Below are 13,134 nucleotides of genomic sequence, written 5' to 3' on the forward strand. Positions count from 1 at the left end.
CTAATAGATCGACCCACTACACTTGTCACGAACCTCTAAGTACCGTAAACCGTAAACAAATGTCCTTCAAGCAAGTAGCGTTCGGACCGACAAAAACCCACAAGACGGTGCATGCCGACGGGACAATCCATTTGCGACTGGATCAACCCCTGGGCGACTATCCTGAAAAACTGACAGAGAAACTGGTCTTTTGGGCCGAAACTCAACCCGACTGCACGTTTCTGGCCCGCCGAAACGCTTCAGGAAACTGGGTTCCGTATTCGTACGCACAAACGCTGCGGGCGGTTCGTGCCATTGCACAATACCTGCTGAATCAGCAACTCGGGCCAGATGAAACGGTCGTTATTTTGTCGGAAAATAGCCTTGAGCACGCCCTTCTGGCGCTGGCGGCTACCTATATTGGCATACCCTACTCGCCCATATCATCGGCTTACTCGCTGGTGTCGAAAGATTTAGGACGCCTGCAACATTGCCTGGAATGCATGACACCCAGCGTCATTTTCGCTCAGAATAATCGTGTGTATTTAAAGGCGCTAACGCTGGCAAAGTCGTTATTCCCTGAGGCTATAATCTGTACCGTCGAGGAGAGTGAAGAGACAAATTTTGCTGACGTACTGAATACGGAAGCCACCGAAGCCGTTGATCTGGCCTTTGCGAAGGTAACCGCCGATACGGTCGCCAAAGTCCTGTTTACGTCTGGGTCGACCGGCTCGCCAAAAGGGGTCATCAACACCCAGCGAATGTGGTGCGCCAATTTGCAGCAGATCACGCAGGTCTTTCCATTTATGGCGAGCGAGCCGCCTGTTTTCATCGACTGGTTACCCTGGAACCATACGTTTGGCGGTAATCATAATCTCGGCCTGGCGCTCTACAACGGCGGAACTTTATATATCGACGATGGCAAGCCAACACCCGACGGAATTGACATAACTGTGCAGAATCTGCGCGAAATTTCACCAACGGCTTATTTTAATGTGCCGAAGGGCTTTGACATGCTCATTCCCTTTCTGGAACGGGAGCCCACCCTCCGACAAACTTTTTTTGCCCGGTTGAATATCCTGTTCTATGCGGGAGCCACCTTAGCACAGCCGGTCTGGAATCGGCTGGAAGAGCTGGCCGTTGCCACTATTGGCAAACGAATTCCCATCATTACCGGTTTGGGTTGCACCGAATCGGGGCCGTCGGCCATGTTTGCAAACTGGGGTGGGAGTTTTTCGGGCTTGCTGGGCGTGCCGGTGGCGGGAATGGACGTGAAGTTAGTGCCCGACGGTGATAAGCTCGAAGCCCGCTACAAAGCCCCGAACGTTACACCCGGCTACTGGCGCAATGAAGCCGCGACCCGGCAAACGTTTGACGACGAGGGCTATTATCGAACGGGCGATGCCGTAAAATTCCTTGACGAAAACGACCCCGACAAGGGCCTTGTTTTTGATGGTCGCATTGCCGAAGACTTTAAACTCTCAACGGGAACCTGGGTGAACGTAGGCATCCTCAAAGCTAAAATCATCAGTCAGGGATCGCCTGTTGTGCAGGATGTGGTTATTGCCGGGCTCGACCGTAATTATGTGGGTATTCTGCTATTTCTGAACGCCGATGCCTGTCGTAAACTGACGGATCAGCCCCCCGAAATACACCCAGCCAGCGTGTTTGACCATCCAACAATCACGGACTATGTCGATAAGCTGCTGGTACAACTAAATCAAACAGCAAGGGGTAGCTCAGACCGGGTCGAACGGGTATTGATTGCTCTTGACCCACCGTCAATTGACCGGGGCGAAATCACTGATAAAGGCTCGCTCAATCAGCGGGCTATTCTAAAACACAGGGCACAGTTGATCGACGCCCTTTTTAACTAACAAATTGACTAACAGCCCAATGAAAACTCCCCCATTTCGTGCCGACCATGTTGGCAGTTTGCTCAGAACCCAGGCGGTAAAAGAAAACCGTTTAAAGTGGAAAAAAAATGAAATTTCGGCTGAAGAGCTGCGGGCCATCGAAGATGCCGCCATTGCCGAAACCGTTAAAAAACTTGAATCGACCGGTATGCGCTCCATCACCGATGGAGAGTTTCGCCGTGATTATTTCCACCTCGACTTTCTGAAAGAATTATCCGGTGTGACTGTCACGGGCGGGATTGACGCGAACCCGAACGCCAAAGCGGCCTCCGACGGATTTACACCACCTGTGTTGAGTGTGACAGGTAAGCTCCAGCATGTGAAAGACATTCAGGTGGCGGATTTTAACTTCCTCAAATCGGTAGTGACGCAAACACCCAAAGTGTCGATTCCATCACCCACGATGATTCACTTTCGGGGAGGGCGCAAGTCCATCGACATCAATTCTTACCCGGATATGGACGAGTTCTTTTATGACCTGGCCGTGGCCTATCGCGAAGAAATTGACCATTTATACAAGGCTGGCCTGCGCTATCTGCAACTGGATGATACGAATCTGGCGTATCTCTGCGACCCTAAAATGCGGGCAGCCGCCATTGGCCGGGGCGAAGACCCCAACGAATTGCCTCGCACCTATGCCGCGTTGATTAACTCGGTAATCGACAACCGCCCCGACGACCTGACGGTGGGTATTCACCTGTGCCGGGGAAATTACCGCAGCACCTGGTTTGCGGAGGGCGGGTATGAACCGGTAGCGGAAGTGCTTTTCAACGAGATTAACGTCGATGCGTATTTTCTGGAGTATGACGATGAACGTTCGGGTGATTTTGCTCCGTTACGGTTTGTTCCGAAGGAAAAAATGGTGGTGTTAGGCATTGTATCCTCGAAAGTGCGTGAACTGGAAGACATGGATGACCTGTGTAAGCGAATTGATGAAGCTGCGCACTATATGCCTCTTGATAACCTGTGTGTGAGTCCGCAGTGTGGGTTTTCGTCAACTCACCACGGCAACGACCTTACCCACGACGATCAATGGCGGAAAATTGAACTGGTTGTCAATACGGCTATTAAGGTTTGGGGTACTGCCTAGTGTTTAGAGGCCAGTATTGTCCGAAATGTATTTTGGCGTTCCAGTACCCGACACCACGGAATTATATCGCGTCGTAAGTCAATCGTTTTAAAAATGAAACAGTGCCTTTGCTTTTTATTGCTCCTGGGCCTCACCACCCAATCTTTCGCTCAGAGTCCCGCTGCCAAAATCGACTCGGGAAACCTGAACGGAGCCCGGTATGTGATCCTGTTTCCCGAAAATTGGAAAGGCAAACTCGTCATGTATGCGCATGGCTATGAGTTTATGGGGGCCAAACCCCGGCAAAGTCAAAACCCCGGTTTTGCGAAAAACATGACGCCTTTTCTGGAGCGTGGTTTTGCGGTGGCTGCATCAGATTATCAGTTTCAGGGCTTTGCCTTAGCGCAGGGTGTCGATGATACGGAAGCACTGCGGCAATTTTTCGTGAAAACATATGGCAAACCGGACACCACGTTTATGGCTGGCCATTCGATGGGTGGTGGTATTACGTTTGCTACCCTCGAAAATTTTGGCGCTAACTACAACGGTGGCTTACCCCTTTGCCCATTGTCGAGCCGACCGTATCTGCAATGCCGAAAAGAGTTCGATATGTATGCTACCTTCAATGGGTTGTTTCCGGGCGTTGTAACATCGCTGACAGAGATTTTTGATGTGTCGAAACCTTATCAGGCACAAGGGCAACAGTCGATGGTGCCCCGAGCCAGAGCGATCAAAAAGGCAATATTTGACAAAGATTCTACGCTAGCCAAAGCTTTTGCCAAACGGTTCGATTTGAAGCTCGATGACCTGCCATTTTCGCTATTCTTTAACGAAAATGTGTTGCGGGACCTCGCTCAAAAGGCTGGCGGGAACCCGTTCGATAATAGGAACACAGTGTACAGCGGCTTCCCTAATGATCTGGATGTCAATCAAAAAGCTGAACGTCTTGCCGCTACGGTTAACCCTAATGTGCTGTTTGCAAAATATGACCGAACGGGCAATATCAATAAACCCGTGGTGTTGATGCACACGATTTATGATCAGCTTATTCCCCCGGCGTATGGCGTTGTCAATATCGAGAATATGATTCATCAGCAAGGGAAAGACGCCTATTTTACCGTCAAGTATACCGATGGGCAGGGACACTGCAATTTTACACCCCGGCAAACGGCTCAAGCGTTCGATGCCTTACGAAACTGGGTCAAAAAAGGTACGAAACCAACCGCCGGATTTTTGAATTAACCGCTATGATCGACCTCGACAAAATTATTGCTATCGACGTGCATACGCATGCTGAAGCCTCCTGCCGACAGCCGCACGACGACTTTCGGCCAGAACTGGATGAAGCGTTTGCCCGCTATTTTAAATCAGCGAAACGCCCGACTATTCAGGAAACGGCCGACTACTACCGGGAGCGCAACATGGCGCTGGTCATGTTTACCGTCGATTCGGAATACAACGTAGGCAAGCACCGGATTCCGAACGAGGAAGTAGCTGAGGGCGCTCTGAAAAACGACGACGTAATGATCGCCTTCGCCAGTATTGACCCGCATAAGGGTAAGATGGGTGCTCGTGAGGCTCGCAATCTGATCGAGAATTTTGGTGTCAAGGGATTTAAGTTTCACCCGACGGTGCAGGGTTTCTACCCCAACGACCGGATGGCTTATCCGCTCTACGAAGCCATTGCGGAGTATAAATTGCCCATGTTGTTTCATTCGGGTCATTCGGGCTTCGGCTCTGGTGTGCGAGGGGGCGGAGGCCTCCGGCTCGAATACTCCAATCCCATGCACCTCGACGACGTGGCAATTGATTTCCCCGATAGCCCTATCATCATTGCCCATCCAAGCTGGCCGTGGCAGGATGAAGCCCTGTCGGTGGCCATGCATAAACCCAATGTTTATATCGACCTCAGTGGCTGGTCGCCGAAATATTTCCCGCCCCAACTGGTTCAATATGCGAATACATTGTTAAAAGACCGAATGTTGTTTGGCACAGATTTTCCGCTGATAACACCCGATCGATGGATGAAGGATTTTGATGATGCGGGCTTTCGGGACGAGGTCAAGCCGTTGATTCTGAAAGAAAACGCAATCAAAATGTTGGGGCTGAGGAAGTAAAAGTGACTTCGCTTTTGCTTGATCAATTTTAGACGATGAAGTCTGTTAGATAATACGTCAGCTACCCAAAGCATTCCTTAACCCTCTCTATCTGAAATGGAAGTACGTTCTAAAACAGTAATTGATCAACAGCCCATTTCGCGGATGCAGTATGCAACCATCGTGATCTGTTTCCTGATGAACATGCTCGACGGCATGGATGTAATGGTCATTTCATATGCTGCCCCAACCATTGCCAAAAGCTGGAGCATTAGCCCGGAAGCGCTGGGATTGGTTTTCAGTGGAGGGTTGTTGGGTATGACGTTCGGGGCCCTGTTCCTGGCCCCCTATGCCGATCTGATTGGGCGTAAAGCATTGATTATCATTAGTGCAGCCATTATGGGCGTTAGTATTTACCTGACCTCGCTTTCAGTAGGTATTATTCCCTTGATCGTGTTCCGATTTATCAGCGGGATCGGCATTGGCAGTATGCTGGCAAGCACTGCCGCTCTGGCAGCCGAATACACGCCAAATAAAACCCGCGATTTTTGGGTAAGTTTTGTGATTTCCGGTTATCCTGTCGGGGCCGTATTGTCTGGTTTGGTAGCGGCTAAAGTAATCCCTGTTTCTGGATGGCAGGCTATGTTCCAGCTTGCGGGCATTGTAACTTTCCTGTCGCTACCCTTGATTCAATTATTCCTGACCGAATCGCTTGAGTTTTACTTTAAATCGCAGCCGCTCCGGGCACTTGAAAAGGCAAATGGTATCCTGACTAAAATGGGTCAGCCAATCCTTGCTTCTTTACCCCAAAAATCCACGAAAAGTGTAGGGCTTCCTATAAAATCGTTGCTGGACGAGGAATACAAACTATCTACCATTCAGTTGTGGATTTCCCTTTTTCTGGCATTTGCAACGCTATATTTCTTGACAAGCTGGATTCCGAAACTTGCAACAAGCGCCGGTTTGTCAGTCGAGCTAGCCATTTATGCCGGTACCGTTTTCAATGTTGGGGCCTTTTTTGGCATTACTACGCAGGGATATTTCTCCAGTTTATTTGGTCTTAAAAAAACGATTGGCGTTTTTCTGATTTTTACGGGCGTGATCATGGCCGCATTCAAACTTTTTATCGGCTCCTCGATGCTATTGCTGGTCTTTGCATTGCTTGGTTTTGGTATTCAGGGCGGCTTTGTAGGGCTGTATGCTGTGGCTGCCCGCCTGTATCCAACCGAATTCCGAACAACGGGCGTTGGCTGGTCAATCGGGATCGGTCGTTTAGGTGGTATCATTGGTCCCGCTGTTGGTGGTGTACTCATTGGTATGGGTCTATCGATGGTCACCAACTTCCTCATTTATGCTGTTCCAACGATTTTTGCGGGTATCATGACGATGTATATTGCATCGAAGAAAGTGAGTTAATTCGTTTTGGTAAATCTGGATGGAAAGCCATTTATAAACAACTCTATTTGAGCCCTGTAAGATAAAATGGCTGAAAAAGAAAAAACGCCCTCAATTGCGAAGGCGTTTTTTGCTGTATTTTGAATACAACCTGAATTGAAAAAAGCAATTTTTTGCGCTGCTGTAGCAGCTAGTGCAACAAAATTGGTAAATAAAAAGAATAAATACAACTATTCTGATAGAATTGTAGCTGACTTTAGTCAGTCAAAAGAATTGATTTCGGCCAGACAGGCATACGGAAACTGAGATCAAAAGGATATAACTTTTGATCTCAGAAATAACCTGTTGTTGATAACCGGGAATTTTAGGTAGCTTCCGGAGCAATCAAAGGCACAAAGTGTTTCTGGTTGAGGGGTAGGTTAGTTGCTGTCCAGTCAACGTCATTGATGAATACAAATGCCCGAACGGGACAGTTGGCAACTCGGCAGTAATGGCAGCACTCGTTTACGCAGGGATCGGTATGAACAAAAATTTCGACTTCGCCCCGAAAACCATCTTTGAGTGTATCCTCAAACCGATGAACTTCTTCATGCACCTGCGTCAGTGTCCAGTAATTGGGTAGGGTAAGGTGGCAGTCGATGTGCAGATCGGCCCCGTATTTCTGAACCCGCAGATTATGTACATCAATCCAGTTTCGGTCTTTGTGAACTTTCAACAGGTTCACGACGCGGTGCAGCGTGGGTACATCGGCTTCGTCCATTAGTCGCGCTACCGACTGGCGCGTAATTTGAAAGCCATTATAAATAATTACAATAGACAGGAATACGGAGAGCGCACTGTCGATCCAGTGTTTGCCGGTCCAGCTTACCAGCGCCACACCAATCATAACGAAAATACTACTGAACGTATCCGTGAGCAGGTGTTTGCCATCGGCAGTCATAGCCGCAGAATCTGTTTGGCGACCTGAGCGAATAAGCATCCAGCCTACAAAGGCATTGGCAAGGGCGGTAATCCCGATGAGGGCAAAACCCCAGTCCAGATTCGTAAGTGTTTTGGGCTCAAAAAAACTAAGAATGGCCTGCCAGATGATTACCAAACCAGCCGAAAGAATCATCGCTCCTTCGAAACCCGACGACAGAAACTCAATTTTGCCGTGACCGTAGGGATGGTTCTGATCGCGGGGTTGACCGGCTAGATAAATGCTGTAAAAGGCAAAACCACTGGCAATAACATTGACGATAGACTCAACGGCATCACTCAGAATGGCTGTCGAATACGTCAAAAAATAAGCGGTGAATTTGAGTACCAGCAGCGTGATGCTCAGCCCAAGCGAGATGCCCATCCATCGATATTTCGTTTGTTGACTGGCACTCATGAAGTTTTAGGAGTAGATGTTAAGGGCTACAAAGGTAACGAATCATATGGGAATGCTTGTTAAAACGGTGCCTGGCCGACTTTGAAGCCAGGGCACACCTTACTTAACCACTTTTGCGTTGAGCCAATTGTCGCGAAATTGCTTCATCTCGGGGGTGAACGGTTGCCCGATGCTCTCGTTTAACTGAACCATAATCGCTGGATTTTCTGCCAGCGTTACCGAAGATGCTTTCGAGTCGCCCCGATGGGTATAGGCTAGTTGGATCAAGTCGCCGGGTTTGTGCTGACCCAGTATCGTTTGGAGGTCGGCATTTTTCGAAACCGCCTGACCATCAACCGCCGTAATAACATCATCAACATCCAGACCGGCTTTGTAAAGGGGCGTTTCCCGAATAGTATTGGCCATAATAACCAACCCTTTATCGCTTTCGGTATACCGAACAGAACCAAGCCATGCCTTGCCTTCCTGGGCTTTTTTTACCGTGAGTCCGGCTTTCGCCAGAAGTGACGCATAGTCAATCGGGTTGTGACCATAAATATAGTTGCTGAAAAAAGAGCGGGCGAAATCAGGGGTGATCAGGCTGGCCAAAACACTTTGCAGGCCATCTACTGTATAGGGTTGTTCCGGTTTGCCAAATCGTTGCCAGACGGCCTGCATGTATGTGTCGAGCGACTGATTTCGCTGGCGAAGTTCCATGTCCAACGCCAGAGCTACTGCCGATCCGTAGGTGTAGTAGGAGGTGAACATGTTAGGGTAGTTTGTCCGATCTATAGAAACCCCGGCATCAACAAAAACAGCGTGGCAACTTGCGTCAATGGGCGAATAGTCAATAGCGCCGGGTGTTTGTTGTTTGGTGAACACAAGGCCAGACAACGTATTGGTGTAGGCATCAATTGGGGTAAAGCCCGCTCGAACCAAAAGTAACTCGCCGTAATATTGAGTGAACCCTTCAGCAAACCAGAGTTCATAACTCATGTTGCTTTTTTCGAAGTTGAACGGCTCCAGCGTTTTTGGCCGGATGCGTTCGACGTTCCAGCAATGAAAAAACTCATGGGCAAACACCCCCAGAACCGGTTCAGGGCCGGTAAACGCGAGCGGAACGGCAATCATGGTGGAGTTGCGGTGTTCCATGCCATCGCCCCGGACGTAGGGGTTCAGGCTGGCCAGAAACGTATAGTTACCGTAGTCATAGGTGGGAAATTCCCCATAGACCGCTTTGGCCTGATCCACAATACGCGCAACTTTTTTCGAGAATCCCTCCGCCGTGGAATCGGCAACGGCGGCTTCGAGGGCTAGCCGGAAGGTGATCGGTTTGCCATCAGTATTGGTTCGTTTCCATTCCTGAACGGCCAGCTTCCCGATTTTTGTGGGCGAATCCATAAAATATTGAAGGCCGGGGGCTGTAAAGGTGAAGCGGTCTGACGTGGGTACCAGCTGTGTAGCGATCACACCCATATTCTCACCGGGTAGCGTAAACTTTAACTCAATAGGTCGCTTGTCGAACCCTTTAACCCACATAAACGTAGCCGGCATATTCAGGTGAATGCTTTGCGGATCAATGCCCATGTAGGTACCATCAGGGTAGTTTCCGTACAAGGTGTAGCTAATCCGTACCGTACGGTTATGGGTGGGAACAGTATAAACATCACCATCTGTACGCGTAAGAGCGAGCGGCTTATTCTGCCCATCAAATGCCCGCACATTGTACACATTCTTGCCGAATTCGTGGGTAGCATATCGCCCCGGCGACGAACGGCTCATACGGAATACAACCGAAGTTTTTGGGAGTTTGTCAACCGTCAGATTAATCTGGGCTTCGTGGTGAACTGCATTAGGGAAAGATACGTCATAGCGAATTGCCTGAGCATCGACTGAATGAATGAGAATAGAAGAAAGGAGAGAGAGGGCGAGGAATTTCATGTAAATGAAGTTATTCTTTAGGTTTAGCGTCCATGTCAGGCGTTGGCGAGCGACGTGTCAAAACGCACAGACTTGGCCTAGCTGGGTTACTGCCCGAAGATAACCGTTTTACAGGAAGTGATGGTGACTAGAAGCCGACTTATCGCCTGGAGGCTATAAATTCCCTGCATAATGATATGGCTAATCTGTTGGTTTACGATCAACGAAATACCGCCGGGCGGAAAAGAAATTTATACGCGCCGGGTATGACTGAAAGGTAATAACTTTGCGACCTTTTAGGAGAAACTTTGGCTACATGCCTGCGCACAGGATATAGTTATCTGTGCTTCTTCTCAATTTGACCATTTTCACTGGTATGTATTCAACTGAAAACCCCTGGCAAACCCTTAATTCGTCTGTCAGCTACGAAAACCCCTGGCTATCCATCCGGCACGAAGAGGTGATCACACCTGCAGGCACACCCGGAATTTACGGCGTTGTCAGCTTCAAAAATAAAGCAGTTGGTGTTATTCCGATTGATGCCGACGGTAATACATACCTTGTTGGGCAGTACCGCTATCCGTTGAATGAATATTCCTGGGAAATTCCCGAAGGCGGTTCGCCACTGGGTACCGACCCGTTAGAGTCGGCCAGGCGTGAACTCAAAGAAGAAACGGGTTTGGAGGCCAAGGTCTGGACTATGGTGGCCCGCATTCATACGTCAAATTCAGCTACAGACGAAGAAGGGTTCTTATATATCGCCGAAGAGTTGACGGAAGGCGAACATGCCCCCGAAGAAACCGAAGAGTTACGCCTTTGGAAACTACCCCTCGCCGAAGCAGTCGACATGGCGATGACCAGCCGAATTACCGATGCGCTTAGTGTTAGTGGCCTCCTAATCGTGGCCCGGCTTCGGGGAATTTAAACACCGTTTACGGTTTTCGGTTTATGGGTTACGGTTTCCGGAACAAACTCTGTTCCCGGACGCCACAACCTCAAACCTACAGCCTACAACCTTAAACTATTTTTTGCTTGTGTTTTTACCAATTCTTTTAGGTTTCCTGGTCGGTGTTGCCCTTTGTCTGACGTTTGGGACAGTATTTTTCGCTTTAATTCAAAACAGCGTTGACAATGGCTTCCGCTCCGGCATGAAAATCGTACTTGGCGTCATTACCGGCGACACATTGTTTGTGCTGGCAGCTTTATTAGGCACTGCGTTTATTCCTAAAGTGCAGGGGTTCGAGAATATAATGGCTGCTGTGGGCGTGTTGTTCCTGGTAGCTATGGGGCTCGTCAATATCCTGAAGGGAACTCCCAGGCTGGCCTATCCCAAGACCAGCTTTGGTAACTTCGTTTATTACTTCACAACAGGCTTTTTCCTAAATGCGCTAAACCCGGTCAACTTTGTGTCATGGGTGGCTATTGTCGCCTATATTCGTTCGCACCTGCATTATAACGATGCGCAGCAATATGGCTTTATGATAGCCGCGCTAGTCGGTGTGTTTGCTACCGAATCGGCGCTGGCCTATTATGCCAACCGACTAAAACGCTTGTTCACTCCCCGGGTTGTCCTGATTTTCAACCGCACCACTGGCGTCGTTTTCCTGATCGGGGCGGCCAACATTGCCTATTCCCGATTGCTGGAGCCGCTATCGAAAGCTATGAATTGGTAATTGGTGTAATTTTGACTGAGTGAATGATAGAATCAGTGAATGGAGAGGTAAATCATTCATGTAAAATTATATCTTGTTCAATTCGATCATTCACTTAGTCAAAATTATTTCAAAAAGGTTTCCCATTCTGCAATCATTCCTTTTTTTAAAACTCTGGGAAATTTATTCTGGCCGCCCATTTTGCCTCTGGATTCCATCCAGTTGTAGAAGATTTTGGCGGGCAAAACAGTTACGCTGATGTCTTTTAAGGCATGTTTGCGTTCAACGGCATAATCGTCGTTGAGTTCCTTGAGTTTGGCATCCAGTCGGTCCCGGAGTTCATTGGCGTCTACCGTATCGTTTGTGCCGATGTACCAATGGTGGGCAAACAGAGTATCGTGTGTTACGCCCGCCACCGTGAACTCGCGAATGGAAATGCCTAATTCGTCGGAGACCATCTCAATGGCCTTGTTCATGTTATCGACGGAGAGGTGTTCGCCACACATGCTCAAAAAGTGCTTTGTTCGGCCTGTAATAACAATTTCGGCTCGTTTTTTATTGACAAAACGGATCGTGTCGCCAATCAGGTAACGCCAGGCACCGGAGCATGTCGAAATCAGCAGCGCATATTCTTTTCCTTCCTCAACTTCATCAATCATCAGCGTTTCCGGCTTCTCGATCAGTTCGCCATCCGCCGAAAAATTCTGTTCATTGAACGGGATAAACTCAAAGAACAACCCATTATTCAGCACTAACTGCATGCCTTCGGCATCGGGGTGGGTCTGGTAGGCGATGAAGCCTTCTGAGGCCAGATAGGTTTCAATGTATGTAATGGGATGGGCGAGGAGCTTCTCGAATCCCTGCCGATACGGTTCGAAAGAAACGCCCCCATGACAAAACACCATCAGGTTCGGCCAGATGTCGTGGATAGTTTTAACATTGTAGCGGGCAATGATTTTCTCCATCAGCAACTGAATCCAGGCGGGCACCCCCACCACATAGCCAATATCCCAACCAGCCGCCTGTTCTGTAATTTCGTCCAGTTTGTGGGCCCAGTCACGTTCCTGAGCAATATCACGCCCGGGTTTGTAAAACCGTTCAAACCAGAGGGGAAGTTTACTGGCCGTGATACCGCTAAGGTCGCCCTCAAAATGGCCTTCCCGAGCACTCAGGTCGGTACTGCCCCCAAGCATCAGACAACCTTTTTCGTAGAGGGTAGAGGGTAAATTTTGATATTTACCAAGTGTCAAAATCTGGCGAATGCTGGTACGCTGAATAGCCTTCGACATGGCCTTAGTTACCGGAATATACTTTGTAGCGGCTTCTGAGGTGCCGGAACTCAGCGCAAAGTATTTCACTTTACCCGGCCAGCTTACATTTGATTCGCCAGCCAGCGTTTGCTTCCACCAGCTATCAAACATCTTATTGTAATCGTGGATGGGCACATTCTGTTTGTATTTCTGATAAAACTCCCGTTCCGTACCGAACTCGACCGAACGGAGTAAATCATCGAAATTATAGGTCTCTCCAAACTTCGTAAACTGTGCTTTTCGAATGAGCCTACGGAATACTTTGCGTTGCTGACGAAGTGCATTGAACTTCCGCAGACGAACGACATTCGATAACCGAATACCGTTTTTGAGCATACTACCTAATAAAGCCATGTTTTATTGATGTAGGATGTAAGATATAGGATATATGATGAACGTTACATGGTGTAGGATACAGATCCTATTTCATATACCATACATCA

The 13,134-nt window shown here is 48.7% G+C and carries 10 protein-coding genes; 7 read left to right on the forward strand and 3 right to left on the reverse strand.

Features of this window, described 5'->3' with window-relative positions; translation table 11 throughout:
• Nucleotides 1–59: 59 nt before the first annotated feature.
• The 5 genes from CWM47_RS14215 (at nucleotide 60) to CWM47_RS14235 (ending at nucleotide 6,476) form a co-directional block, all read left to right on the forward strand.
• On the forward strand, nucleotides 60–1,856 hold the full coding sequence (locus tag CWM47_RS14215) for a feruloyl-CoA synthase (protein WP_100988602.1): 1,797 nt from the start codon (nucleotides 60–62) through the stop codon (nucleotides 1,854–1,856).
• A gap of 19 nt (nucleotides 1,857–1,875) precedes the next feature.
• Nucleotides 1,876–2,985 (forward strand): 5-methyltetrahydropteroyltriglutamate--homocysteine S-methyltransferase, encoded by a 1,110-nt coding sequence (locus tag CWM47_RS14220; RefSeq protein ID WP_100988603.1) that lies wholly within the window; start codon nucleotides 1,876–1,878, stop codon nucleotides 2,983–2,985.
• Nucleotides 2,986–3,078: 93 nt separating this feature from the next.
• Nucleotides 3,079–4,206, forward strand: coding sequence for an alpha/beta hydrolase family protein (locus CWM47_RS14225; RefSeq protein WP_100988604.1), 1,128 nt, complete (start codon nucleotides 3,079–3,081; stop codon nucleotides 4,204–4,206).
• 5 nt (nucleotides 4,207–4,211) lie between these two features.
• Complete coding sequence (locus CWM47_RS14230; protein ID WP_100988605.1) at nucleotides 4,212–5,081, forward strand: amidohydrolase family protein; 870 nt, start codon at nucleotides 4,212–4,214, stop codon at nucleotides 5,079–5,081.
• 96 nt (nucleotides 5,082–5,177) lie between these two features.
• Nucleotides 5,178–6,476, forward strand: coding sequence for an MFS transporter (locus tag CWM47_RS14235; protein ID WP_100988606.1), 1,299 nt, complete (start codon nucleotides 5,178–5,180; stop codon nucleotides 6,474–6,476).
• A gap of 343 nt (nucleotides 6,477–6,819) precedes the next feature.
• On the opposite strand, the gene CWM47_RS14245 is transcribed toward CWM47_RS14235, so the two are convergent.
• Both CWM47_RS14245 and CWM47_RS14250 read right to left on the reverse strand, forming a co-directional pair.
• Complete coding sequence (locus CWM47_RS14245) at nucleotides 6,820–7,830, reverse strand: cation diffusion facilitator family transporter (protein ID WP_100988608.1); 1,011 nt, start codon at nucleotides 7,828–7,830, stop codon at nucleotides 6,820–6,822.
• A gap of 99 nt (nucleotides 7,831–7,929) precedes the next feature.
• Nucleotides 7,930–9,750 carry a M61 family metallopeptidase gene (locus CWM47_RS14250; RefSeq protein WP_100988609.1) on the reverse strand — a complete coding sequence of 607 codons (1,821 nt, stop codon included), beginning with the start codon at nucleotides 9,748–9,750 and terminating at the stop codon, nucleotides 7,930–7,932.
• Between the two features lie 355 nt (nucleotides 9,751–10,105).
• Here CWM47_RS14250 and CWM47_RS14255 point away from each other — a divergent pair, with 355 nt between their 5' ends.
• Nucleotides 10,106–10,654 carry an NUDIX domain-containing protein gene (locus CWM47_RS14255; protein ID WP_100988610.1) on the forward strand — a complete coding sequence of 183 codons (549 nt, stop codon included), beginning with the start codon at nucleotides 10,106–10,108 and terminating at the stop codon, nucleotides 10,652–10,654.
• Nucleotides 10,655–10,763: 109 nt separating this feature from the next.
• On the forward strand, nucleotides 10,764–11,402 hold the full coding sequence (locus CWM47_RS14260; RefSeq protein WP_100988611.1) for a LysE family translocator: 639 nt from the start codon (nucleotides 10,764–10,766) through the stop codon (nucleotides 11,400–11,402).
• 104 nt (nucleotides 11,403–11,506) lie between these two features.
• Here the strand turns inward: CWM47_RS14260 and CWM47_RS14265 are convergent, their stop codons facing one another.
• Nucleotides 11,507–13,045, reverse strand: a complete 1,539-nt coding sequence (locus CWM47_RS14265) for a GH3 family domain-containing protein (RefSeq protein ID WP_100988612.1) — start codon at nucleotides 13,043–13,045, stop codon at nucleotides 11,507–11,509.
• Between the last annotated feature and the right edge of the window lie 89 nt (nucleotides 13,046–13,134).

The sequence above is a fragment of the Spirosoma pollinicola genome (assembly GCF_002831565.1).
Taxonomy (GTDB): Bacteria; Bacteroidota; Bacteroidia; order Cytophagales; family Spirosomataceae; genus Spirosoma; species Spirosoma pollinicola.

Coding starts and splice junctions, on each gene's coding strand:
- CWM47_RS14215 (WP_100988602.1), top strand. CDS start 60: ATGTCCTTCAAGCAAGTAGCGTTCGGACCGACAAAAACCCACAAGACG.
- CWM47_RS14220 (WP_100988603.1), top strand. CDS start 1,876: ATGAAAACTCCCCCATTTCGTGCCGACCATGTTGGCAGTTTGCTCAGA.
- CWM47_RS14225 (WP_100988604.1), top strand. CDS start 3,079: ATGAAACAGTGCCTTTGCTTTTTATTGCTCCTGGGCCTCACCACCCAA.
- CWM47_RS14230 (WP_100988605.1), top strand. CDS start 4,212: ATGATCGACCTCGACAAAATTATTGCTATCGACGTGCATACGCATGCT.
- CWM47_RS14235 (WP_100988606.1), top strand. CDS start 5,178: ATGGAAGTACGTTCTAAAACAGTAATTGATCAACAGCCCATTTCGCGG.
- CWM47_RS14245 (WP_100988608.1), bottom strand. CDS start 7,830: ATGAGTGCCAGTCAACAAACGAAATATCGATGGATGGGCATCTCGCTT.
- CWM47_RS14250 (WP_100988609.1), bottom strand. CDS start 9,750: ATGAAATTCCTCGCCCTCTCTCTCCTTTCTTCTATTCTCATTCATTCA.
- CWM47_RS14255 (WP_100988610.1), top strand. CDS start 10,106: ATGTATTCAACTGAAAACCCCTGGCAAACCCTTAATTCGTCTGTCAGC.
- CWM47_RS14265 (WP_100988612.1), bottom strand. CDS start 13,045: ATGGCTTTATTAGGTAGTATGCTCAAAAACGGTATTCGGTTATCGAAT.